General features: G+C 58.8%; 21 protein-coding genes. 16 read left to right on the top strand and 5 right to left on the bottom strand.

The window, feature by feature from the left end; translation table 11 throughout:
- Positions 1–15: 15 nt before the first annotated feature.
- The gene (gene lolA / locus AC1DVE_RS04575; RefSeq protein WP_223453983.1) at positions 16–639 is read right to left on the bottom strand and encodes an outer membrane lipoprotein periplasmic chaperone LolA; all 624 of its coding nucleotides are present in this window, start codon (positions 637–639) and stop codon (positions 16–18) included.
- 66 nt (positions 640–705) lie between these two features.
- Complete coding sequence (locus AC1DVE_RS04570; RefSeq protein WP_223453981.1) at positions 706–3,117, bottom strand: DNA translocase FtsK; 2,412 nt, start codon at positions 3,115–3,117, stop codon at positions 706–708.
- A 306-nt stretch (positions 3,118–3,423) separates the two neighbouring features.
- Between AC1DVE_RS04570 and trxB the strand changes: the two genes are divergently transcribed.
- The 3 genes from trxB to AC1DVE_RS04555 all read left to right on the top strand — a co-directional run bounded on the left by trxB (position 3,424) and on the right by AC1DVE_RS04555 (position 5,891).
- On the top strand, positions 3,424–4,383 hold the full coding sequence (gene trxB, locus AC1DVE_RS04565) for a thioredoxin-disulfide reductase (protein WP_223453979.1): 960 nt from the start codon (positions 3,424–3,426) through the stop codon (positions 4,381–4,383).
- Between the two features lie 62 nt (positions 4,384–4,445).
- Complete coding sequence (aat, locus tag AC1DVE_RS04560; protein WP_223453977.1) at positions 4,446–5,126, top strand: leucyl/phenylalanyl-tRNA--protein transferase; 681 nt, start codon at positions 4,446–4,448, stop codon at positions 5,124–5,126.
- A 57-nt stretch (positions 5,127–5,183) separates the two neighbouring features.
- Positions 5,184–5,891, top strand: a complete 708-nt coding sequence (locus tag AC1DVE_RS04555) for an arginyltransferase (RefSeq protein ID WP_223453976.1) — start codon at positions 5,184–5,186, stop codon at positions 5,889–5,891.
- A 307-nt stretch (positions 5,892–6,198) separates the two neighbouring features.
- Here AC1DVE_RS04555 and clpA read toward each other — a convergent pair whose 3' ends face one another.
- Entirely contained in the window at positions 6,199–8,469 is a 2,271-nt protein-coding gene (clpA, locus tag AC1DVE_RS04550; RefSeq protein WP_056723817.1) for an ATP-dependent Clp protease ATP-binding subunit ClpA, read from the bottom strand.
- Between the two features lie 30 nt (positions 8,470–8,499).
- Positions 8,500–8,862: an ATP-dependent Clp protease adapter ClpS gene (gene clpS, locus AC1DVE_RS04545; RefSeq protein WP_015094394.1), complete on the bottom strand. Its 363-nt coding sequence runs from the start codon at positions 8,860–8,862 to the stop codon at positions 8,500–8,502.
- Positions 8,863–9,086: 224 nt separating this feature from the next.
- On the opposite strand from clpS, the gene cspD reads away from it, so the two are divergent.
- Entirely contained in the window at positions 9,087–9,353 is a 267-nt protein-coding gene (cspD, locus tag AC1DVE_RS04540; protein ID WP_223453974.1) for a cold shock domain-containing protein CspD, read from the top strand.
- Between the two features lie 80 nt (positions 9,354–9,433).
- On the opposite strand, the gene icd is transcribed toward cspD, so the two are convergent.
- Positions 9,434–10,690 carry an NADP-dependent isocitrate dehydrogenase gene (gene icd / locus AC1DVE_RS04535; protein WP_007972065.1) on the bottom strand — a complete coding sequence of 419 codons (1,257 nt, stop codon included), beginning with the start codon at positions 10,688–10,690 and terminating at the stop codon, positions 9,434–9,436.
- On the opposite strand from icd, the gene AC1DVE_RS04530 reads away from it, so the two are divergent.
- The 12 genes from AC1DVE_RS04530 (at position 10,689) to AC1DVE_RS04475 (ending at position 23,399) form a co-directional block, all read left to right on the top strand.
- Positions 10,689–10,856: a hypothetical protein gene (locus tag AC1DVE_RS04530; RefSeq protein ID WP_185754733.1), complete on the top strand. Its 168-nt coding sequence runs from the start codon at positions 10,689–10,691 to the stop codon at positions 10,854–10,856. The genes icd and AC1DVE_RS04530 overlap by 2 nt on opposite strands.
- Before the next feature lie 326 nt (positions 10,857–11,182).
- Positions 11,183–13,408: an NADP-dependent isocitrate dehydrogenase gene (locus AC1DVE_RS04525; RefSeq protein ID WP_223453972.1), complete on the top strand. Its 2,226-nt coding sequence runs from the start codon at positions 11,183–11,185 to the stop codon at positions 13,406–13,408.
- 175 nt (positions 13,409–13,583) lie between these two features.
- Positions 13,584–14,030: an NUDIX hydrolase gene (locus AC1DVE_RS04520; protein WP_223453970.1), complete on the top strand. Its 447-nt coding sequence runs from the start codon at positions 13,584–13,586 to the stop codon at positions 14,028–14,030.
- Between the two features lie 59 nt (positions 14,031–14,089).
- Positions 14,090–15,223, top strand: a complete 1,134-nt coding sequence (mnmA, locus tag AC1DVE_RS04515) for a tRNA 2-thiouridine(34) synthase MnmA (protein WP_223531877.1) — start codon at positions 14,090–14,092, stop codon at positions 15,221–15,223.
- Positions 15,220–15,843 (top strand): high frequency lysogenization protein HflD, encoded by a 624-nt coding sequence (gene hflD / locus AC1DVE_RS04510; RefSeq protein WP_223531879.1) that lies wholly within the window; start codon positions 15,220–15,222, stop codon positions 15,841–15,843. The genes mnmA and hflD overlap by 4 nt, the downstream gene beginning before the upstream one ends.
- A 124-nt stretch (positions 15,844–15,967) precedes the next feature.
- On the top strand, positions 15,968–17,338 hold the full coding sequence (gene purB, locus AC1DVE_RS04505) for an adenylosuccinate lyase (RefSeq protein WP_223444758.1): 1,371 nt from the start codon (positions 15,968–15,970) through the stop codon (positions 17,336–17,338).
- A gap of 86 nt (positions 17,339–17,424) precedes the next feature.
- The gene (locus AC1DVE_RS04500) at positions 17,425–18,594 is read left to right on the top strand and encodes a ribosomal protein uL16 3-hydroxylase (RefSeq protein WP_223453967.1); all 1,170 of its coding nucleotides are present in this window, start codon (positions 17,425–17,427) and stop codon (positions 18,592–18,594) included.
- On the top strand, positions 18,587–19,012 hold the full coding sequence (locus AC1DVE_RS04495; protein WP_223453966.1) for a GNAT family N-acetyltransferase: 426 nt from the start codon (positions 18,587–18,589) through the stop codon (positions 19,010–19,012). Before AC1DVE_RS04500 ends, AC1DVE_RS04495 begins: the two co-directional genes overlap by 8 nt.
- 172 nt (positions 19,013–19,184) lie before the next feature.
- Positions 19,185–19,946 carry a secretin N-terminal domain-containing protein gene (locus AC1DVE_RS04490; RefSeq protein ID WP_477783789.1) on the top strand — a complete coding sequence of 254 codons (762 nt, stop codon included), beginning with the start codon at positions 19,185–19,187 and terminating at the stop codon, positions 19,944–19,946.
- Positions 19,947–20,419: 473 nt separating this feature from the next.
- A complete protein-coding gene (gene aceA, locus AC1DVE_RS04485; RefSeq protein WP_007970439.1) occupies positions 20,420–21,745 on the top strand; it encodes an isocitrate lyase in 1,326 nt (441 codons plus the stop codon).
- 555 nt (positions 21,746–22,300) lie between these two features.
- Entirely contained in the window at positions 22,301–22,714 is a 414-nt protein-coding gene (locus AC1DVE_RS04480) for an NADH-quinone oxidoreductase subunit A (protein ID WP_003223812.1), read from the top strand.
- A gap of 10 nt (positions 22,715–22,724) precedes the next feature.
- Positions 22,725–23,399, top strand: coding sequence for a NuoB/complex I 20 kDa subunit family protein (locus tag AC1DVE_RS04475; RefSeq protein ID WP_007970441.1), 675 nt, complete (start codon positions 22,725–22,727; stop codon positions 23,397–23,399).
- Positions 23,400–23,446 lie beyond the last annotated feature (47 nt).

Below are 23,446 nucleotides of genomic sequence, written 5' to 3'. Positions count from 1 at the left end.
CACAGGTTCGGCGTATTACTCTTGAATCACATCGGCACCCTTGGGGATGTCGAACTTGAACTTGGACGCCGGGATCGGCTCGTTGGCCTTCACCCCGGTGAACAGGATATTGGTGCGCTGGCCGACGCTGTCGATCAGTTGCATGTCATTGACCAGACCATTGCGGAACGACAGGCGCAGGCTGTCGAACAGGGTGTCCTTGGTTTTCGGCTTGAGGGTGAAGTCGATCACGCCGCCGGCTTCCTTGGCGCTGATGTCGAAGCTCTGGCTGATCTTGGACACGTCACCGGACAACAGCAACGCCGGGGTCTGGGTCAGGCGCTGGTCGAGTTTCTTGATGGTGGCCTGTTCCAGGTCCGGGTCCCACAGGGTGACTTTCTTGCCATCGGAGATCATGGTCTGTTCGGCCGGCGCATCGGTGTGCCAGTAGAACAGGCCCGGACGCTGCAGCGACATCTCACCGGCGGTTTCCTGCAACTGGGTGCCGGTACCATCAAGGGTCAGTTGCGAGAAACGTGCAGTCAGGGTCTGGGATTTTTCCAGCAGTTGGGTCAGGCGTGCCACGTCCTTGTCATCGGCGTTAGCCTGGAGCGTGGTCAAGGCCAGTACCGGCAGCAACAGCATGCGGATCAGACGCATGGGAGTCCTCATAACATTCGTGGGAGTGCGGGCGGCGCCAATGGGCGCTCCCCTTTCATACTCGGGTCAGTCGCGCACCGGGCCCGGGGCCAGGACTTCACGCGAACCGTTGGTGTTCATGGACGTCACGACCCCGGCCATCTCCATGGCTTCGATCATGCGCGCGGCGCGGTTGTAGCCGATCTTCAGCTTGCGCTGAACCGCGGAAATGGAGGCGCGACGGCTTTCCAACACGAACTGCACCGCTTCGTCGTACAGCGCATCGGCCTCGGGATCGTCACCGTCGCCGCCACCGCTGCTGCCTTCAAAGCCGCTGCCCGCCTCTTCGACGCCATTGAGGATGTCGTCGTTGTATTCCGGCGCGCCCCGCAGTTTCCAGGCTTCCACCACGCGGTGAACCTCTTCGTCGGACACGAAAGCACCGTGAACACGAATCGGCAGGCTGGTACCCGGCGGCATGTAGAGCATGTCACCGTGGCCGAGCAGTTGTTCGGCACCGCCCTGGTCGATGATGGTCCGGGAGTCGATTTTGCTCGATACCTGGAACGCCATGCGGGTCGGGATGTTGGCCTTGATCAGGCCGGTGATCACATCCACCGACGGACGCTGGGTCGCAAGGATCAAGTGAATACCGGCCGCACGCGCCTTTTGTGCGATACGGGCAATCAGTTCTTCAACCTTCTTGCCGACGATCATCATCATGTCGGCGAATTCGTCGACCACTACTACGATGGTCGGCAGCTTTTGTAGCAGCGGCGCTTCGTCGTGGATGCTTTCGCGCTTGTACAGCGGATCGCTCAACGGCTCACCGGCGTCCTGGGCTTCCTTGACCTTGGCGTTGAAGCCCGACAGGTTTCGCACACCCATCTTGGCCATCAGCTTGTAGCGCCGCTCCATCTCGGCAACGCTCCAGCGCAGGGCGTTGGCGGCGTCCTTCATGTCGGTGACCACCGGGCACAGCAGGTGCGGAATGCCTTCGTAGATCGACAGTTCGAGCATTTTCGGGTCGATCATGATCAGCTTGGCGTCTTCCGGGCCAGACTTGAACAGGATCGACAGGATCATCGCGTTCACACCCACCGACTTACCGGAACCGGTGGTACCGGCCACCAGCAAGTGCGGCATTTTCGCCAGGTCGGTGATGACCGGCTTGCCGCCGATGTCGTGACCCAGGGCCAGGGTGACCGGCGACTTGAAGTTGTCGTACTCGGGGGTCGACAACACCTCGGAGAAACGCACGATCTGCCGATCCTCGTTGGGAATCTCGATACCGACCGTGGTCTTGCCCGGAATCACTTCCACCACGCGCACGCTGGTCACGGCCAGGGAACGCGCGAGGTCTTTGGCCAGGTTGGAAATACGGCTGACCTTGACCCCGGCGGCCGGCTGGATCTCGTAACGGGTAATCACCGGGCCCGGGTGAATCGAATCCACCGTGACTTCAACGCCGAATTCCTTGAGCTTGATTTCCAGCAAGTGGCCAACCGCAGCCAGGGATTCAGGCGAGTAATTGAGCTGTTTCTTTTCCGCCGGATCGAGAATCGAGATCGGCGGCAAAGTGCCTTCCACGGCGCTGTCGACGAACAGCGGCGCCTGTTTCTCTTTCTCCACACGCTTGCTCGGTGCGACGGGCTTTGGCGGCGCGGGTGCAATCACCGGCGGCACCTGCTTCTCACGCTCGGACATGTGCTTGCTCAGGGCTTGCTCACGTTCGATCAGACGTTCCTTGACCTTGGCCTGCTCGCGCTTGTCGGTGACGCTCGGCGCGACCACTTCATCCATACGGTCATCGACTTCACGCAACTGGGCAACCAGCTGTTTGCGCTCGGTACGGGCCGCCCACCAGCGATTGGCGGCGCTCTGGAACAGTTCGAACAGGTCGAGGGTGATCTTGCCGGTGATATCCATCACCTTGAACCACGACAGGTCGGTAAACACAGTCAGGCCGAACAGGAACAACGCAATGAACAATAGCGTGCTGCCCTGGATATTCAAGGCATTCCTGGCCAGGTCGCCAAGGCTTTCGCCCAGCGCACCGCCCGCACCGGCCGGCAGACCGGTCGCGGCATGGAAATGGATATGGGCCAGAGCGGCGCCCGACAGCACCAGGAACACCAGGCCGATCAGGCGCCAGGAGAACAGCCAACCGCTCCACTGCCACGGTTCGTGACGCTGGCGGAAGATCTGGTATGCCTTGACGGCCAGCAGCAACGGGAAGATGTAGGCGAAGTAACCCAGCACCATGAACAGGATATCGGCGCTGTAGGAGCCCGCTGGCCCGCCGAAGTTCTGCACGTCGTCGATCTTGCTGTTATGACTCCAGCCCGGATCATCCTTGCCATAGGTCAACAAGGCCATCATCAGGAACAGGCACAAGGCACCGATGGCGATCAGCGCACCTTCCTTGAGTCGGTAGTGCAAGTGCTGGCGCCAGAGCGGTACGACGGCTGGTTTAGGTGCTGCGGTGGATTTCTTCAAAACGCTTCTTTTCCTGCGCCTATGGCGCGTCCATCTGATGAATGTCTATAAAAACTGCGAAAAAACCGCCCAATCCAGGCAGGTAAAAAAGTTAACACGCGTTACCGGGACTACTTTTAACACTGCGCCCCGGTTTTTATAAACATGGCGCGCACTGAATATATGTAACACGCAGGGCATTGTACGGGTTTGTACGCACGACGCCATGCTTGAGACCCTTGGGTGTAGCATAGTCAAAAGCATATGACATGCTGTTCAATTTGAGCATGCATTCTCTTTTGTGACAAAGGCTTATGAGGTGTTTTTATGAGCGATGCGAAGCATTCACGCCTGATCATCCTGGGCTCCGGCCCCGCCGGTTACAGCGCGGCCGTGTATGCCGCCCGCGCCAACCTCGAGCCCGTTGTCATTACCGGCATACAGGCAGGTGGCCAGCTCACCACCACCGTCGAAGTGGATAACTGGCCAGGGGACGTTGAAGGCCTGACCGGACCAGTGCTGATGGATCGCATGCAAAAACACGCCGAACGCTTTGCCACCGAGATCGTTTACGACCACATCCACACTGCCAAGTTGCAACAACGGCCGTTCGAATTGATCGGCGATGGCGGCACCTACACCTGCGACGCCTTGATCATTGCCACCGGCGCCTCCGCGCAATACCTGGGCCTGCCGTCGGAAGAAGCGTTTGCCGGCAAAGGGGTGTCAGCGTGCGCGACCTGTGATGGATTTTTCTATCGAAATCAAGTGGTTGCGGTGGTAGGCGGCGGCAACACGGCGGTCGAGGAAGCCTTGTACCTGTCGAACATCGCCAAGGAAGTGCACCTGGTGCATCGGCGCGACAAGCTGCGCTCGGAGAAGATCCTCCAGGACAAACTCTTCGAAAAAGCCGCCAATGGCAATATCCGCCTGCACTGGAACCAGAACCTGGACGAAGTGCTCGGCGATGCCCGCGGCGTGACCGGCGCCCGCCTGCGGGACAGCCAAACGGGTGAAACCAAGGAACTGCCGCTGGCCGGGGTGTTTATCGCCATCGGCCATAAACCCAATACCGACCTGTTTACGGGCCAACTGGAAATGCGCGACGGGTATCTGCTGGTCAAGGGTGGCAGCGAAGGCGATGCCACCGCTACGGCGATTGCCGGTGTGTTTGCCGCCGGTGACGTGGCCGACCACGTTTACCGCCAGGCCGTTACGTCTGCCGGGGCCGGTTGCATGGCGGCACTGGACGCCGAAAAATACCTCGACGACATTCCAACCGTTTGAAGGCAAACTTTATGGCGGGCCAAAACCCACCACTGCCCTCCCCTTCTGTAAGTCCGGATGCCATGCTGACCTGGTTACAACGCAACACCTTGCATTTCCCACCGCTGGAAAAGGCCATGCGCGACCCCAACGGGCTGCTGGCTGCCGGTGGCGATCTGTCCGCCGATCGGCTGATCTCGGCTTATCGCCACGGCTGCTTCCCATGGTTTTCCGAAGGCCAGCCGATCCTCTGGTGGTCACCGGACCCGCGCACGGTTCTGTTTCCCGACGAATTGCACGTCTCGCGCAGCCTGAACAAGCTGCTGCGCCAGCAACGCTACCAAGTGACCTTCGATCAGGACTTCGCCGCCGTCATCCGTGCCTGTGCCGCACCCCGGGATTATGCTGACGGCACCTGGATCACCGAGGCCATGCAGGACGCCTACATCGAACTGCACAGGCGCGGACACGCGCACTCGGTGGAAGTGTGGGACGGGGATGAACTGGTTGGCGGGCTGTATGGCCTGGCAATGGGCCAGTTGTTTTTCGGCGAGTCCATGTTCAGCCTCGCTGACAACGCCTCGAAATTCGGTTTTGCCACACTGGTTCGGCATCTGAAAGACTCGGGTTTTGTATTGATCGATTGCCAGATGCCCACCGATCACTTGCACAGCCTGGGCGCCCGAGCCATTCCCCGCCGTGAATTTGCCGGCTATCTGGCCAGGCACCTGGACCAACCCAACACCGCCACCTGGGTTTGCTGAGCGACATTTGCGCGCGTGGCTTACACTTATTCAAAAGCATTATCCCGAGGGTTGATCATGACCGAGTTGGCGCGTTTGAAGTTCTATGCCACTCAGCCGCACTCTTGCAGTTATCTGCCCGATGAGCAGGCCACAACCCTGTTCCTCGACCCTAGCCAGCCCATGGATGTGCATGTCTATGCAGACCTGTCGGAGATGGGGTTTCGTCGCAGTGGCGATCATCTCTACCGGCCGCATTGCCAGAATTGCAATGCGTGCGTTCCGGCACGCATTCCCGTGGGGCAGTTCACGCCCAACCGGCAACAGAAACGCATCTTCAAGCGCAATGTGGATTTGCAGGTGCGTCCGGCCAAGCCCGGCTTCAACGAAGAGTACTTCGACCTTTACCAGCGCTATATCGAACAGCGTCACGCCGATGGCGATATGTACCCGCCGAGTCGCGACCAGTTTTCGACATTTCTGGTACGAGACCTGCCGTTTTCCCGATTTTACGAGTTCCGCCTGAACGGCCGGCTGCTGGCCGTCGCCGTCACCGATTTACTGCCGAACGGTCTTTCGGCGGTCTACACCTTCTACGAACCGGCCGAAGAGCGCCGCAGCCTTGGGCGCTATGCAATCCTCTGGCAAATCGCCGAGGCAAGACGGCTGGGGCTGGATGCGGTCTACCTCGGCTACTGGATCAAAAACTGCAAAAAAATGAACTACAAGACTCAATATCGCCCTATTGAGTTGCTGATTAATCAGCGCTGGGTGGTTCTAAACTAGAGCCGGCCCTAAACCCCTTGGCTTAAACCCCACTTTTCGGGCACAATGCACGCCGCTTTTGCCTGGCGCAGTTGCACCGGGCCATTCATTGGACACCGAGGGCTTTACTGCATGTCGAAAGAAGACAGCTTCGAAATGGAAGGCACTATGTGGGAGCGGGCTTGCTCGCGAATGCGATCTGTCTGACACAGGGATGCTGGATATGCCGACGCTTTCGCGAGCAAGCCCGCTCCCACACTGGATTTGTGTATGACCTGCAGACAACAAAAAGGCGCCAACCGGCGCCTTTTTGTTTTGCTTCTGAACGTCAGGCCATCTCGGCCGTGGTCTCGAACTCGAAGGTCAGCTCGCCGTCCTTGATGTCGATGTGTACCACACCGCCATGCTCGGCCAGTTCGCCAAAGAGAATCTCCTCCGCCAGCGGACGCTTGATCTTGTCCTGGATCAGGCGAGCCATTGGGCGAGCACCCATCGCCGCGTCGTAGCCACCTTCAGCCAGCCAGTTGCGGGCTGCATCGGTGACTTCCAGCAACACACGCTTGTCTTCCAGCTGCGCCTGAAGCTCGGTAAGGAACTTGTCCACCACGCTCTTGATGACCTCATGGCTGAGGCGACCAAACTGGATGATGGTGTCCAGACGGTTGCGGAATTCCGGCGTGAAGCTCTTCTTGATCACTTCCATCGCATCGGACGAGTGATCCTGATAGGTGAAACCGATCGAAGCACGGGCCGCGGTCTCGGCACCGGCATTGGTCGTCATGATGACGATCACGTTACGGAAATCCGCCTTGCGCCCGTTGTTATCGGTCAACGTACCGTGGTCCATCACCTGCAGCAGCAGGTTGAAGACTTCCGGATGCGCCTTTTCGATCTCATCGAGCAACAGCACGCAGTGTGGCTGCTTGGTGATGGCTTCGGTAAGCAAACCGCCCTGATCGAACCCGACATAACCCGGAGGCGCACCGATCAGACGCGATACGGTGTGGCGCTCCATGTACTCGGACATGTCGAAACGAATCAGCTCGACACCCAAGGCCTTGGCCAACTGACGCGCCGCTTCGGTTTTACCGACACCGGTAGGCCCTGCGAACAGGAACGAACCGACAGGCTTGTCAGGGGACTTGAGGCCGGCACGGGACAGCTTGATCGCGGTTGCCAGCGAGTCGATCGCGGCATCCTGACCGAACACGGTCAACTTCAGGTCACGCTCGAGGTTACGCAGCAGCTCCTTGTCGGAACTGGTGACGTGTTTTGGTGGAATCCGCGCGATTTTCGCGACGATGTCCTCGACTTGCGGCACTTCGATGCGCTTCACACGCTTCTCGACCGGTTGCAGGCGCTGGTAGGCACCCGCTTCGTCGATGACGTCGATGGCCTTGTCCGGCATATGACGGTCATTGATGTAACGCGAGGCCAGTTCGGCAGCCGCGCGCAGGGCTTCATCACTGTATTCGATATTGTGATGGCTTTCGAAACGCCCCTTCAGGCCGCGCAGAATGCCAATGGTGTCTTCCACCGAAGGCTCCGACACATCGACCTTCTGGAAGCGCCGGGCCAAAGCACGGTCCTTCTCGAAGATGCCACGGAATTCCTGGAACGTGGTCGAACCGATGCAACGGATATCACCCGAGGACAGCAGCGGCTTGAGCAGGTTCGATGCATCCATGACGCCACCGGACGCGGCACCCGCACCAATGATGGTGTGGATCTCGTCGATGAACAGGATCGCCTGCGGACGTTTTTTCAGTTCATTGAGCAACGCCTTGAAGCGTTTCTCGAAATCGCCACGGTATTTGGTACCGGCCAGCAAGGCCCCCAGATCGAGGGAGTAAACCACGCTGTTGGCCAGCAGGTCCGGCACCTGGTTGTCGACAATGCGCTTGGCCAGACCTTCGGCAATCGCGGTTTTACCCACGCCCGCCTCGCCCACCAGCAGCGGATTGTTTTTGCGACGACGCGCCAGGATCTGCGCGACGCGCTCGACTTCCAGCTCACGACCCACCAACGGATCGATACGACCCTGGCGCGCCAGCTCGTTGAGGTTGCTGGCATAAGCATCCAGGGGATTGCCAGAGGAAGAAGACTCACCGCCCTCATCGTCCTGCATATCTTGTTCACCTTCAGAGTGATCGCCATGCCCCGGCACCTTGGAAATGCCATGGGCGATGTAGTTGACGACATCTATGCGGGCAACGCTCTGCTGTTTCAGCAGGAACACCGCCTGACTCTCTTGCTCACTGAAGATCGCGACCAGCACGTTAGCACCAGTCACTTCGCGTTTGCCCGAGCTCTGTACGTGAAACACAGCACGTTGCAGTACACGCTGGAAGCCCAGGGTTGGCTGGGTTTCGCGATCCTCGTCATGCACGGGGATCAATGGCGTGGTGGAGTCAATGAACTCCTGCAGGTCATGCTTGAGTTTGTCGAGGTTTGCGCCGCACGCACGCAAAACGGTGGCGGCAGCCTCATTGTCCAATAGGGCCAGCAAGAGGTGTTCGACGGTCATGAACTCATGACGCTTCGAACGGGCTTCCTTGAAGGCAAGATTGAGGGTGACTTCGAGCTCGCGGTTTAACATAGCTTCACCTCATACCCAAGTGGTCGGCGATTAACCGTCCTTCTCGATTTCACAGAGTAGCGGATGCTGGCTTTCCCTGGCGTACTGGTTGACCTGCATGGCCTTGGTCTCGGCGATGTCACGGGTAAACACTCCACATACTGCCCGCCCTTCTGTGTGGACGGCCAGCATGACCTTGGTCGCCAGCTCGCGATTCAGGTTAAAAAACACCTCGAGCACTTCGACGACGAAATCCATCGGTGTGTAGTCATCATTGAACAAAACCACCTTGTACATCGGCGGCGCCTGTAGTGCAGGCTTTGCCTCCTGAACAGCAATGCCCGCGGAATCGTCGTCGTGTAAATCAGGGCGATCCTGATTGAATGTTAGTCGAATCTGGCTGATTGCATGCATGGAAAGAAAGGTTCGTCAGTTGTTCAAATACAGTGGTGGGGGCGGCTATCAGCGATTTCAACTCCGACTGCCGGGTCAGCTTGACTATCGGCAAAACGGTGTTACAACCAATAGAGCCCACAGTGGGTAAAAAAGGTCCGCGGAGTCAATCTTATTTACAGATTCGACTGCGGATGTACGGAATGATACTCCAGTGATGGAGTCTGTTGCAGAGGGAGTTGGGTATGTCAGGCGGCAAGGTCAGCGGCAAGGTCAAATGGTTCAACAACGCCAAGGGTTACGGTTTCATCATCGAGGACGGCAAGACAGAAGATCTGTTTGCCCACTACTCCGCCATCCAGATGGAAGGTTATAAAACCCTGAAAGCCGGGCAAGCTGTCGTATTCGACATCATCCAGGGCCCCAAAGGCCTGCACGCGATCAACATCGGCAATCCGGTGGATGCTTCGAAAGCGACGACATCCGCCCCGCAACAGACCGTTACGGTGTAAGACCACACCGTCATCCCGCCATAAAAAAACCGCCTGACTCAAATTCTTGAATCAGGCGGTTTTTGTGTGCCTGCGTTTTCTTACATGTGCGAGATCAGCGCATCACCGAAGCCGGAAGACGAAACCAGCTTGGCCCCTTCCATCAGACGCTCGAAGTCATAGGTTACGGTCTTGGCGGAAATCGCGCCGTTGGTGCCCTTGATGATCAGGTCGGCTGCTTCGGTCCAGCCCATGTGGCGCAGCATCATTTCAGCGGACAGGATCAGCGAACCGGGGTTGACCTGATCCTTGCCGGCGTACTTCGGTGCAGTACCGTGGGTGGCTTCGAACATAGCCACGGTGTCGGACAGGTTGGCACCCGGCGCGATACCGATACCGCCCACTTCCGCCGCCAGGGCGTCGGAGAGGTAGTCGCCGTTCAGGTTCAGGGTTGCGATTACATCGTACTCGGCCGGGCGCAGCAGGATCTGCTGGAGCATGGCGTCGGCGATGGCATCCTTGACGATGACATTTTTGCCGGTTTTCGGGTTCTTGAACTGCATCCACGGACCGCCGTCGAGCAGGGTCGCGCCGAACTCTTCAGCCGCCACTTCGTAGGCCCATTCCTTAAAGGCACCTTCGGTGAACTTCATGATGTTGCCTTTGTGCACGATGGTCAGCGAATCGCGATCGTTGTCGACCACGTATTGCAGGGCCTTGCGTGCCAGACGCTTGGTGCCTTGCAGGGACACCGGCTTGACGCCGATACCGCAGTTTTCGTCGAAACGGATCTTGGTAACGCCCATTTCTTCTTTAAGGAACTTGATGACCTTGGTGGCTTCCGGCGTGCCGGCCTTCCACTCGATGCCAGCGTAGATGTCTTCGGAGTTCTCGCGGAAGATGGTCATGTCGACATCGCCTGGCTTCTTGACCGGGCTAGGCACGCCTTCGAACCAGCGCACCGGGCGCAGGCAGACGTACAGGTCGAGTTGCTGACGCAGGGCCACGTTCAGGGAACGGATGCCGCCACCGACCGGGGTGGTCAGCGGGCCCTTGATGGAAACCACGTAGTCCTTGACCGCGTCCAGGGTTTCCTGAGGCAGCCAGGTGTCCTGATCGTAAACCTGAGTCGCTTTCTCCCCGGCGTACACTTCCATCCAGGAAATCTTGCGCTCGCCACCGTAAGCCTTCTTAACAGCAGCATCGACAACCTTGATCATGACCGGGCTGATGTCGACACCAATGCCGTCGCCTTCGATGAAGGGGATGATCGGGTTATTAGGAACATTGAGAGAATGGTCTGCATTGACGGTGATTTTGTCGCCGACGGCTGGAACCTGAATCTTCTTGTAACCCATGCTGAACTCCATTGATTGGATTGAACATCTGGCTTGGTTCGAGCGTAACCCAGTTGAATCGGCGCGCAAACCCTATGTTCCATCCATCTGCCGCAAAGCCTTGCAACTCGTGCGCTACAAGCCTGAAAGCAAAGGGAAAAGCGCCAAAACCAAGCACGACGAATGACTCTACGCTCGACTTGCCCCTGCGACCTTTAGACCAATGGACGACATTCGTTGTGTATGAACCATCGGCAGATTGCCAGCTACCTATGTATAATGCCGCCGCTGACCACAGGGTCACGACGGTTGAAGCGCTCTACGACGAGACTTTCCGCCTGGCAGGCCGGCCTGTTATCGCAGTCCGGCCACTTGACGCCCTACTGATGCACCCAACATCACAGCAACGAAACCTCGATATTCGGCTCATGGATGACTTTGAACGAACGCGCTTACCCGGCGCCCTCGAGTTTCTGCGCACGCTTTAGCAAAGAAGAGAGAGTTAATCCGAATATGCCCACCCGCTCGAAGATCATCTATACCTTCACCGACGAAGCTCCTGCCCTCGCCACCTATTCACTGTTGCCTATCGTAGAGGCGTTCACCGCCTCGGCTGATATCGCCGTTGAAACCCGCGATATCTCTCTTGCAGGGCGCATCCTGGCCAGCTTCCCCGAGCAACTGGGTGACAAAGCCGTAGCCGACCACCTCGCCGAACTGGGCGCCCTGGCCGTTACGCCTGAAGCCAACATCATCAAATTGCCGAACATCAGCGCCTCGGTTCCGCAACTGCAAGCCGCGATCAAAGAGCTGCAAGCTCAAGGCTTCGCACTGCCGGACTACCCTGAGACCGTCACCAGCGACGCCGACAAAGAAGCCAAGGCCCGCTACGACAAGATCAAGGGCAGCGCCGTGAACCCGGTTCTGCGTGAAGGCAACTCCGACCGCCGCGCGCCGTTGTCGGTCAAGAACTACGCACGCAAGCACCCGCACAAAATGGGCGCCTGGGCCAAGGACTCCAAGTCCCACATCGCGCACATGAGCACCGGCGATTTCTACGGCAGCGAAAAAGCCGCCCTGATCGACGCCGCTGACGCCGTGAAAATCGAACTGATCGCTCAAGACGGCACCGCCACCGTCCTGAAAGAAAAAACCAGCGTACAAGCCGGTGAGATCCTCGATTGCGCGGTATTGAGCAAAAACGCCCTGCGCAGCTTCATCGCGGCCGAAATCGAAGACGCCAAGGCACAAGGCGTGCTGCTGTCGGTTCACTTGAAAGCCACCATGATGAAGGTCTCCGACCCGATCATGTTCGGCCAGATCGTTGCCGAGTTCTATAAAGACGCGCTGGCCAAGCACGCTGACGTGCTGGCACAGATCGGCTTCAACCTGAACAACGGCATCGGCGACCTGTACGCTCGCATCAAGGCATTGCCTGCCGAGCAGCAAGCGGCCATCGAAGCTGACATCCAGGCGGTCTACGCCGTTCGCCCTTCCCTGGCGATGGTCAACTCCGACAAAGGCATCACCAACCTGCACGTGCCGAGCGACGTCATCGTCGACGCCTCGATGCCGGCGATGATCCGTGACTCCGGCAAGATGTGGGGCACCGACGGCCAGCTGCACGACACCAAGGCCGTGATCCCGGATCGCTGCTACGCCACCATCTACCAGGCTGTGATCGAAGATTGCAAAGCCAACGGTGCGTTCGATCCGACCACCATGGGCAGCGTGCCAAACGTTGGCCTGATGGCGAAGAAAGCCGAAGAGTACGGCTCCCACGACAAGACCTTCCAGATCAAGGCTGACGGCGTTGTTCGCGTCACCGACAGCAAGGGCAACCTGCTGATGGAACAGGCTGTTGAAGCCGGCGACATCTTCCGCATGTGCCAGGCCAAAGACGCGCCGATCCAGGACTGGGTCAAACTGGCCGTCAACCGTGCTCGCGCAAGCGCTACTCCAGCGATTTTCTGGCTGGACCCGATGCGCGCCCACGACGGCGTAGTGATCGAGAAAGTTCAGGCTTACCTGAAGGATCACGACACTGCCGGCCTGGACATCCAGATCATGGCACCGGTCGACGCGATGAAGTACACCCTGCAGCGCACCCGCTCTGGCCTCGACACCATTTCGGTGACCGGCAACGTACTGCGCGACTACCTGACCGACCTGTTCCCGATCATGGAACTGGGCACCAGCGCCAAGATGCTGTCGATCGTGCCGCTGATGAACGGCGGTGGCCTGTTCGAAACCGGCGCCGGCGGTTCGGCTCCGAAGCACGTTCAGCAGCTGCTGGAAGAAAACTTCCTGCGCTGGGATTCGCTGGGTGAATTCCTGGCCCTGGCCGCGTCCCTGGAACACCTGGGCGTGACCTACGACAACCCTAAGGCACTTGTTCTGGCCAAGACCCTGGACCAGGCCACCGGCCAGTTCCTGGACAACAACAAGTCGCCATCGCGCAAAGTCGGCAACATCGACAACCGCGGCAGCCACTTCTACCTGGCGCTGTACTGGGCTCAAGCCCTGGCTGCCCAGACCGAAGACACTGCACTGCAAGCGCAGTTCGCGACCCTGGCCAAGACCCTGACCGAGAACGAGGCGACCATCGTTGCCGAGCTCAATGCCGTTCAGGGCAAGCCAGTGGACATCGGCGGTTACTACCACGCCGACGCCGAGCTGATCAGCAAGGCCATGCGCCCGAGCGCAACCTTCAACGCGGCTGTCGCTGCGCTGGTTTAAGGTTGTAAGGGAACATCACAAACCCCGGCCCTGTGCCGGGGTTTGTGTTTCCAACATACAAAACCCTGTAGGAGCGAGGCTTGCCCGCGAAGGAGACAGCGCGGTCTTTGATAGACATCGCGGTGATGCCTTCGCGGGCAAGTCTCGCTCCTACAGGACGACCGGAGGATATTTCATGACCTGGCTACCCCACATCACCGTCGCCACCATCGTCGAAGACAACGGCCGCTTCCTGATGGTCGAAGAACTCAAGAGCGGACGCACGGTACTCAACCAACCCGCCGGTCATCTGGACCCGAATGAAACCCTGACCGAAGCCGCCGTGCGCGAAACCCTCGAGGAAACCGGCTGGGACGTCGAACCGACCGGCGTACTGGGCATTTACCTCTACACCGCCCCGAGCAACGGCGTGACCTACCAGAGGGTCTGCTTCATCGCCAAACCACTGAAACACCACGCGGATTATCAACTTGACGAAGGCATCGTCGGCGCCAAGTGGTTGACCCGCGACGAATTAATCGAGCAGCGCGACAACTGGCGCAGCGAGCTGATCATCCGCTGTATCGATGATTATCTGGAAGGCATTCACTTCGGCCTCGAATTGATCCGTCCTTCTCTTTAGCCTTGCGGGCCCGAGCCTGCTAGAATCGCGTCCTTTTTCAAGACACTCATTGAATCCCTATGCGTGATCCAGCCCCTTCTGACACACAAAAGAAGCGCGTCATTGTCGGCATGTCCGGCGGCGTGGACTCTTCCGTTTCCGCCCTCCTGCTGATTGAGCAGGGCTATGAGGTGGAAGGCCTGTTCATGAAGAACTGGGAAGAAGACGATGGAACGGAATACTGCACCGCCATGGATGACCTGGCGGATGCTCAAGCCGTGTGCGACAAGATTGGCATCAAGCTGCACACAGCCAACTTCGCCGCCGAGTACTGGGACAACGTATTCGAGCATTTCCTCGCCGAATACAAGGCCGGACGCACGCCGAACCCGGACATCCTGTGCAACCGCGAAATCAAGTTCAAGGCGTTCCTCGACTACGCCATGATGCTTGGCGCCGACCTGATCGCCACCGGCCACTACGTGCGTCGCCGCGACATCGATGGCCGCACCGAACTGCTCAAGGGCCTGGACCCGAACAAGGACCAGAGTTACTTCCTGCACGCCGTCGGCGGCGAACAGATCGCCAAGACCCTGTTCCCGGTCGGCGAGCTGGAAAAACCGCAAGTGCGCGCCATTGCCGAGAAATACGAACTGGCGACCGCGAAGAAGAAGGATTCCACCGGGATCTGCTTTATCGGCGAGCGCCGCTTCAGCGACTTCCTCAAGCAATACCTGCCAGCGCAACCGGGCGAGATCAAGACCACCGAAGGTGAAATCATCGGCCGCCACCACGGCCTGATGTACCACACCATCGGCCAGCGTCAGGGCCTGGGCATTGGCGGGCTGAAAGATGCCAGTGACGAGCCGTGGTACGTGCTGATCAAGGACCTGGAACACAACGAGCTGATCGTCGGCCAGGGCAATGATCACCCGTGGCTGTTCTCCCGCGCCCTGCTCGCTTCCGATATCTACTGGGTCAACCCGATCGACCTGAGCCAGCCACGCAAGCTGACCGCCAAGGTTCGTTATCGCCAGAGCGACCAGCCGTGCACCCTGGAAAAAACCGCCACCGGTTATCGCGCGACCTTCGATGATCCGCAACGCGCGGTCACTCCGGGCCAGTCCGTGGTGTTCTACGACGGTGAAATCTGCCTCGGCGGCGGCGTGATTGAAGTAGCCGAGCCGTGGACGAGCAAGGGCCATGCGCTATGAACCCGATTCAGGAGCAACTGACGGCACTGGGCGGCGTGTTTCTCGCCGCGGTGCTGGTGGACAGGATCGCCAAGACCGGCCAGACCAACGAAGCCGGCCTGACCTGCATGCTCGGCAGCCTGCTGATCCGCGACCCCAAGGACACCCTTGAAGTCTATGGCGGCGACGACATCAACCTGCGTGAAGGCTATCGCGCGTTGATCGGCGCCCTCGAGCGCGACCCAAACGCCCTGCAGCGCGAACCGCTGCGCTATGCCCTGGCCATGCTCGGCCTTGAGCGTCAGCTAGCCAAGCGCAACGACATGCTCGACGTGATCGGCAAGCGCCTGCCGCAGATTCAGTCCCAGGTCGAACACTTCGGCCCGGCCCACGAAAACGTGATCGCCGCCTGCGGCGCGCTGTATCAGGACACCCTGAGCACCCTGCGCCAACGCATCCAGGTACACGGTGACATGCGCAACCTGCAACAACCGAGCAACGCTTCGAAAATCCGCGCCCTGCTGCTGGCCGGCATTCGTTCGGCGCGCCTTTGGCGGCAATTGGGCGGTCATCGCTGGCAGCTGGTGATCAGCCGCCGCAAATTGCTCAAAGAGCTTTACCCCTTGATGCGTAACGAATAACCCGCATCAACAGAACAGAACTCAGCAATACGCGTAATACGCCGGTCAGTTGGCGACGGACCGGCGGATTTTTTCATGTATGATACGCGCCCCATTTCGTTGCCCGACTGTCCGAGAACACCCCATGCAGCTTTCTTCGCTCACTGCGGTTTCCCCTGTTGACGGCCGCTACGCCGGCAAAACCCAGGCCCTGCGCCCAATTTTCAGCGAGTACGGCCTGATCCGTGCCCGCGTTCTGGTTGAAGTGCGCTGGCTCCAGCGCCTGGCCGCTCACCCTGCCATCAGTGAAGTGCCGGCGTTCTCCGCCGAAGCCAACGCTGTGCTCAACACCCTGGCGGAAAACTTTTCTCTGGAGCACGCCGAGCGCGTCAAAGAGATCGAGCGCACCACCAACCACGACGTCAAAGCCATCGAATACCTGCTCAAAGAGCAAGCGGCCAAGCTGCCGGAACTGGCCAAGGTCAGCGAGTTCATCCACTTTGCCTGCACCAGCGAGGACATCAACAACCTGTCCCACGCCCTGATGCTGCGCGAAGGCCGTGATGACGTGATGCTGCCGCTGATGCGCCAGACCGCCAACGCCATCCGTGAACTGGCGATCCGTTTCGCCGACGTGCCGATGCTGTCGCGCACCCACGGTCAGCCGGCCTCGCCGACCACCCTGGGCAAAGAACTGGCGAACGTGGTTTACCGTCTGGAGCGCCAGATCGCCCAAGTCGCTGCCGTTCCGCTGCTGGGCAAGATCAACGGCGCTGTCGGCAACTACAACGCTCACCTGTCGGCCTACCCTGAGATCGACTGGGAAGCCAACGCCCGCGCCTTCATCGAAGACGAGCTGGGCCTGGGCTTCAACCCTTACACCACGCAGATTGAACCGCACGACTACATCGCCGAGCTGTTCGACGCGATCGCCCGCTTCAACACCATCCTGATCGACTTCGACCGCGACATCTGGGGCTATATCTCCCTGGGTTATTTCAAACAGCGCACCATTGCTGGCGAAATCGGTTCGTCGACCATGCCGCACAAGGTCAACCCGATCGACTTCGAAAACTCCGAAGGCAACCTGGGTATCGCCAACGCACTGTTCCAGCACCTGGCGAGCAAACTGCCAATCTCCCGCTGGCAGCGCGACCTGACCGACTCCACCGTACTGCGCAACCTCGGTGTCGGCTTCGCCCACAGCGTGATCGCGTACGAAGCCAGCCTCAAGGGCATCAGCAAGCTTGAGCTCAACGAGCAGAAGATTGCCGCTGACCTGAACGCGTGCTGGGAAGTATTGGCCGAGCCGATCCAGACCGTGATGCGTCGCTACAACATCGAAAACCCGTACGAAAAGCTGAAAGAACTGACCCGCGGCAAGGGCATCAGCCCAGAAGCGCTGCAGACTTTCATCGACGGCCTGGACATGCCAGCTGCCGCCAAGGCCGAGCTGAAATTGCTCACCCCGGCCAACTACATCGGCAACGCTGTAGAACAAGCCAAGCGCATCTGATCGACCGCTAGACCCTTTTAAGACGCCCGGCCGCGCCGGGCGTTTTTATTCCCGTCTGAAAAGTGCATTTTTTCAATAGGTTACACATGAATCCTGATATTCCTCTTCAACTTCTGGGCGGCATCACGGCACGGGAATTCCTGCGCGACTACTGGCAGAAAAAGCCGCTGTTGATCCGTCAGGCGATTCCTGATTTCGAAAGCCCGATCGACGCCGACGAACTGGCCGGCCTGGCGCTGGAAGAAGAAGTCGAATCGCGCCTGATCATCGAGAAAGGCGAGCGTCCGTGGGAACTGCGTCGCGGCCCGTTCGCCGAAGATGAATTCAGCAAACTGCCTGAACGTGACTGGACCCTGCTGGTTCAAGCCGTGGATCAGTTCGTCCCGGAAGTCAGCGAACTGCTGGAAAATTTCCGCTTTCTGCCGAGTTGGCGCATTGACGACGTGATGATCAGCTACGCCGCACCGGGTGGCAGCGTTGGTCCGCACTTCGACAACTACGACGTGTTCCTGCTGCAAGGCCACGGCAAGCGCAACTGGAAGATCGGCCAGATGTGCAATACCGAGAGCCCGATGCTGGCCCACGCCGACCTGCGCATCCTCTCCGAATTCGAAGCCACCGATGAATGGGTGCTGGAACCGGGCGACATGCTCTACCTGCCACCGCGCCTGGCCCATTGCGGCGTCGCCGTTGATGAATGCATGACCTACTCGGTCGGCTTCCGTGCACCGAGCGCTGCTGAAGTGCTGACCCACTTCACCGACTTCCTCAGCCAGTTCCTGTCGGACGAAGAACGCTACACCGACGCCGACGCCTTGCCGACTGCCGATCCTCACCAGATCCAGCGCGACGCACTCGACCGCCTGAAAGGCCTGCTGGCCGAGCACATGAGCGACGAGCGCCTGCTGCTGACCTGGTTCGGCCAGTTCATGACCGAGCCACGCTACCCGGAACTGGTGGTGGGCCCGGAAGACGTCGAAGAAGAGGACTTCATGTCTGCCCTGGAGCAAGGCGCGATCCTGATTCGCAACCCTAGCGCACGCCTGGCGTGGTCTGAAGTCGATGACGACCTGCTGCTGTTCGCCAGCGGCCAGAGCCGTTACCTGCCAGGCAAACTGCGTGAGCTGCTGAAGATGATCTGCGCTGCCGACTCGCTCCACGCCGATAACCTTGGCGACTGGCTGAGCGACGAAGACGGTCGCGGCCTGCTGTGCGAACTGGTCAAGCAAGGAAGCCTGGGGTTTGCCGATGAATAAGATTCACGTACGTGTCGCAGACTGGCAGAAGGACAACGCCGAGATCCGGCGCATTCGTGAAACGGTGTTCGTCGCCGAGCAATCCGTTCCGCCAGAATTGGAATGGGACGCCGATGACATTGATGCAGTGCATTTCCTCGCTTACGAAGGCGACTTTCCGATTGGCACCGCCCGCCTGTTGCCCGACGGCCACGTCGGCAGGGTATCGGTACTCAGAGACTGGCGCGGCCTGAAAGTCGGCGATGCACTGATGCAAGCGGTCATCGGTGAAGCCGAAGAGCGCGGACTCAAGCAGCAGATGCTCAGCGCCCAGGTACAAGCCACGGCGTTCTATGAGCGCTTGGGCTTTCACATGGTCAGTGAGGAATTCCTGGAAGCCGGGATTCCGCATGTGGACATGGTTCGGCACTCGGCTTGAGACCCTGTGGCGAGGGAGCTTGCCCCCTCGCCACAAAAGCTGCATGCAAACACCACAAAACGCCCCGCCATCTCCGGATACCGGGGCGTTTTGCTGTCTGCCATTCAACTTGCCTCGCCCCGGGCCGACAAAGTGGCACTATCATCAATTCAAGTTGGCGGAGATAACGGATATGTCCCTACGCACCCTGCTCAGCACCTTGCTGGTGGCCTGCAGCCTTTCGGCCATGGCAGCCACCGAAATCGTGCCCCTGAACTACCGTACCAGCGCCGACCTGCTGCCCGTGGCGCAGGATTTCATCGGCAAGGATGGCCAGGTCAGCGCCTATGGCAATCAACTCATCGTCAACGCCGATCAGCGCAAGATCGACGAACTTAAAGCCCTTCTTTCGCAACTCGACACCGCACCCAAGCGCCTGCTGATCACCGTCGACACCAGCGACAACAACTTCCAGGGTGACCAGGGTTATTCGGTGAACGGCGCCAAGCCAAGCCAGACCCGCATCATCAACTACAGCACCGATAGCCGCGACGGCGGCATTCAGCAAGTGCAGGCCAGCGAAGGCGCACCGGCGCTGATCCAGGTGGGCCAGAGCGTGCCGCTGACCAGCTCGCAGACCGACTCCTACGGCGACCTGCGTAGCCAGACCGAATACCGCAACGTCACCCAGGGCTTCTACGTCACCGCAAACGTCACCGGCGACATCGTCCACCTGTCGATCAGTACCAACCATGACCGCATGAGCCAGGAACGTCCCGATGTAGTGAACGTACAAAGCACCGACACAACCGTCACCGGCCACCTCGGTGAGTGGATCCTGCTGGCCGGGGTCAACGGCCAAACCCAGGCCGACAAACAGGGCCTGACCCGCAGCTACTCGACCCAGAGCCGCAACGACATGACATTGCAGGTGAAAGTCGACACCTTGGACTAAAGCACCAAAAACTGACTGACGAGTCGTATTAGACCAAAGATGTAGTGCCTGAAAAAAAGCACTACAAAACGTTTGACGAGCCAAAAAAGCAAAGGCATGATGGCCTCGCTCCCGCTAATCAGAGGCCCTGGCAAGGGCCTTCGAGGCGATGTTCGCACCTACCCCGCGAACCGCTTCGTGTCTGTACCGCCCACAAGGTGTGTTTGACGAGGTTGTCGACTGGAACGAAGTTGTCCCGAGGGACGGAAGCGTAATAGGTAACCCGGCACCACACTGTTGTTCGCACCAAGGCCCACGACGCCCGAATGCGCCCGCAGTTCGCCTTTACCTGCTCACTTCCCCTCGAGCCGATCGTTCATCCCGTCGCCCTCCCCGCCGAATCCGACTTGACCGCTTAAGCTTCTGGTCAGCGAGCGCAGGAATTTTCCACCGCAGAACAACTTTTCATAAAGACGCGACGAGGTTTATCTCCCATGGCACTGACACGCGAACAGCAAATTGCAGCCCTCGAAAAAGACTGGGCTGAAAACCCGCGCTGGAAAGGCGTGACACGCACTTACTCCGCTGCTGACGTCGTCCGCCTGCGTGGCTCGGTTCAACCTGAGCACACCTTTGCAAAAATGGGCGCCGAGAAGCTGTGGAACCTGGTCACCCAGGGTGCCAAGCCAGCCTTCCGTCCTGAGAAAGATTTCGTCAACTGCATGGGCGCCCTGACCGGCGGCCAGGCTGTACAACAAGTCAAGGCCGGTATCCAGGCGATCTACCTGTCGGGCTGGCAAGTGGCTGCGGACAACAACTCCGCCGAATCGATGTACCCGGACCAGTCGCTGTACCCGGTGGACTCGGTTCCAACCGTGGTCAAGCGCATCAACAACTCGTTCCGTCGTGCCGACCAGATCCAGTGGAAAGCCGGCAAGAACCCGGGCGACGCTGGCTACATCGACTACTTCGCGCCAATCGTGGCTGACGCCGAAGCCGGCTTCGGCGGCGTACTGAACGCCTACGAGCTGATGAAGAGCATGATCGAAGCAGGCGCCGCCGGCGTTCACTTCGAAGACCAGCTGGCTTCCGTGAAGAAATGCGGCCACATGGGCGGCAAGGTACTGGTTCCTACCCAGGAAGCCGTACAGAAGCTGACCGCTGCTCGCCTGGCTGCTGACGTTGCCGGTACTCCGACCATCATCCTGGCCCGTACCGACGCTAACGCCGCTGACCTGCTGACGTCCGACTGCGACCCGTACGACCAGCCATTCGTGACTGGCGAGCGCACCCAGGAAGGCTTCTACAAAGTACGCGCCGGTCTGGACCAGGCCATCGCTCGCGGCCTGGCCTACGCTCCGTACGCCGACCTGATCTGGTGTGAAACCGCCAAGCCGGATCTGGACGAAGCCCGTCGCTTCGCTGAAGCGATCAAGAAGGAATACCCGGACCAACTGCTGTCGTACAACTGCTCGCCTTCCTTCAACTGGAAGAAAAACCTGGACGACGCGACCATCGCCAAGTTCCAGCGCGAACTGTCCGCCATGGGCTACAAGCACCAGTTCATCACCCTGGCCGGCATTCACAACATGTGGCACAGCATGTTCAACCTGGCGCACGACTACGCCCGCAACGACATGACTGCCTACGTGAAGCTGCAAGAGCAGGAATTCGCTGACGCCGCCAAGGGTTACACCTTCGTGGCTCACCAGCAGGAAGTGGGCACCGGCTACTTCGACGACATGACCACCGTGATCCAGGGTGGCTCGTCTTCGGTGACCGCGCTGACCGGCTCGACTGAAGAAGAACAGTTCCACTGATCTGCTTCGACTGAGACATCAGCCGCTGCGGGCCGAATAGAAAGCTAACCGCAGCGCTGCACATCTGACGCCCCGACTGGTTCGGGGCGTTTTTTTGCCTGCGATTCAACAAACACTGCAAAAAAAACCTGTGGGACGGTGGTGCTTGTAGAAAATCATTGATCCAGAGCGGTACGACTGTCAGAAAAATCCGCTAAAACGCACACCGCCACTACTTGCAGTAACGCCCATATAAGACAACTTCCCGAGTATCCGAAGGACAAGCAGTTTAAAAACCACGCCAAACAATACTGATTATCATTTATAGTTAACAATGTTCGTTACATTCCCTACAAAACATAATTGACGAAATGCCGGCTAATGCCCGAGCCGCAAGGCCTGTGGGGGTTTTGAGGCGCGCTATGTCCTTATTCCTATAATAAATTTCGCTATAGGAATTTTACTTGCCGGGTGTTTAGCCATAAAATCAGCGGGATTGATTGCTGCGACATATCGTCACTGCTTTTGTTTCTTTTCAAGCTCAGAGACCCTTGCTCTCTGTTAAGGATTACCAGCATGCCCGAAGCGACAGGACTCATGGCCCACAACTGGGGCTTTGCCATTTTCCTTCTAGGCGTTGTCGGCCTCTGCGCCTTCATGCTCGGTGTTTCCAGCCTCCTCGGGTCAAAAGCCTGGGGCCGCAGCAAAAACGAACCGTTCGAGTCCGGCATGCTACCTACAGGTGGCGCCCGCTTGCGGCTCTCAGCCAAATTCTATCTGGTCGCGATGCTCTTCGTGATCTTCGATATCGAAGCCCTCTTTCTCTTTGCATGGTCTGTGTCCGTCCGCGAAAGCGGCTGGACCGGATTCGTCGAAGCTCTCGTTTTCATAGCAATTCTGTTGGCAGGCCTTGTCTACCTATTCCGAGTGGGCGCCCTTGACTGGGCTCCGGAAGCTCGGCGCAAGCGGCAAGCGAAGCTGAAACAATGAGGCTTTGGCAATGCAATACAATCTCACCAGGATCGACCCCGATGCTCCTAACGAGCAGTATCCGATTGGCCAGCGGGAAACCGTTTCCGATCCGTTAGAAGATCAAGTCCACAAAAACATTTTCATGGGCAAGCTCGAAGACGTGCTTAACGGCACGATCAACTGGGGGCGCAAGAACTCCCTGTGGCCGTATAACTTCGGTCTTTCGTGCTGCTACGTGGAAATGACCACCGCCTTCACGGCGCCCCACGACATCGCGCGCTTTGGCGCCGAGGTTATCCGGGCATCGCCGCGTCAGGCGGATTTCATGGTTATCGCCGGTACCTGCTTCATCAAGATGGCGCCGATCATTCAGCGTCTCTACGAGCAAATGCTCGAGCCTAAATGGGTCATTTCCATGGGTTCGTGCGCCAACTCCGGTGGCATGTACGACATCTACTCCGTCGTTCAAGGGGTGGACAAGTTCCTGCCCGTGGACGTCTACGTGCCTGGCTGCCCGCCCCGCCCTGAGGCTTTCCTGCAAGGCTTGATGCTGTTGCAGGAGTCGATTGGCCAGGAGCGTCGCCCACTTTCCTGGGTCGTTGGTGATCAAGGCGTCTATCGCGCCGAGATGCCTTCCGAAAAGGAAAAGCGCCGCGAACAGCGTATTCAGGTAACCAACCTGCGCAGCCCCGACGAAGTCTGATCCAGATCTGCTTCTTAAAAAGAACGAGAACCTGGCTTCATTCTTTA

Source organism: Pseudomonas sp. P4_B4, assembly GCF_056402255.1.
This window is presented reverse-complemented; position numbering and strand designations above follow the sequence as displayed.

Excerpts from the sequence above, each read along its gene's own strand:
- icd (WP_007972065.1), bottom strand. The coding sequence starts at position 10,690 with ATGGGTTACAAGAAGATTCAGGTTCCAGCCGTCGGCGACAAAATCACC.
- hflD (WP_223531879.1), top strand. The coding sequence starts at position 15,220 with ATGAACCCGATTCAGGAGCAACTGACGGCACTGGGCGGCGTGTTTCTC.
- aceA (WP_007970439.1), top strand. The coding sequence starts at position 20,420 with ATGGCACTGACACGCGAACAGCAAATTGCAGCCCTCGAAAAAGACTGG.
- AC1DVE_RS04530 (WP_185754733.1), top strand. The coding sequence starts at position 10,689 with ATGCTGAACTCCATTGATTGGATTGAACATCTGGCTTGGTTCGAGCGT.
- AC1DVE_RS04555 (WP_223453976.1), top strand. The coding sequence starts at position 5,184 with ATGACCGAGTTGGCGCGTTTGAAGTTCTATGCCACTCAGCCGCACTCT.
- AC1DVE_RS04520 (WP_223453970.1), top strand. The coding sequence starts at position 13,584 with ATGACCTGGCTACCCCACATCACCGTCGCCACCATCGTCGAAGACAAC.
- mnmA (WP_223531877.1), top strand. The coding sequence starts at position 14,090 with ATGCGTGATCCAGCCCCTTCTGACACACAAAAGAAGCGCGTCATTGTC.
- cspD (WP_223453974.1), top strand. The coding sequence starts at position 9,087 with ATGTCAGGCGGCAAGGTCAGCGGCAAGGTCAAATGGTTCAACAACGCC.
- aat (WP_223453977.1), top strand. The coding sequence starts at position 4,446 with ATGCTGACCTGGTTACAACGCAACACCTTGCATTTCCCACCGCTGGAA.
- purB (WP_223444758.1), top strand. The coding sequence starts at position 15,968 with ATGCAGCTTTCTTCGCTCACTGCGGTTTCCCCTGTTGACGGCCGCTAC.
- AC1DVE_RS04500 (WP_223453967.1), top strand. The coding sequence starts at position 17,425 with ATGAATCCTGATATTCCTCTTCAACTTCTGGGCGGCATCACGGCACGG.
- trxB (WP_223453979.1), top strand. The coding sequence starts at position 3,424 with ATGAGCGATGCGAAGCATTCACGCCTGATCATCCTGGGCTCCGGCCCC.
- AC1DVE_RS04525 (WP_223453972.1), top strand. The coding sequence starts at position 11,183 with ATGCCCACCCGCTCGAAGATCATCTATACCTTCACCGACGAAGCTCCT.
- AC1DVE_RS04475 (WP_007970441.1), top strand. The coding sequence starts at position 22,725 with ATGCAATACAATCTCACCAGGATCGACCCCGATGCTCCTAACGAGCAG.
- AC1DVE_RS04495 (WP_223453966.1), top strand. The coding sequence starts at position 18,587 with ATGAATAAGATTCACGTACGTGTCGCAGACTGGCAGAAGGACAACGCC.
- clpS (WP_015094394.1), bottom strand. The coding sequence starts at position 8,862 with ATGCATGCAATCAGCCAGATTCGACTAACATTCAATCAGGATCGCCCT.
- AC1DVE_RS04480 (WP_003223812.1), top strand. The coding sequence starts at position 22,301 with ATGCCCGAAGCGACAGGACTCATGGCCCACAACTGGGGCTTTGCCATT.
- lolA (WP_223453983.1), bottom strand. The coding sequence starts at position 639 with ATGCGTCTGATCCGCATGCTGTTGCTGCCGGTACTGGCCTTGACCACG.
- AC1DVE_RS04490 (WP_477783789.1), top strand. The coding sequence starts at position 19,185 with ATGTCCCTACGCACCCTGCTCAGCACCTTGCTGGTGGCCTGCAGCCTT.
- clpA (WP_056723817.1), bottom strand. The coding sequence starts at position 8,469 with ATGTTAAACCGCGAGCTCGAAGTCACCCTCAATCTTGCCTTCAAGGAA.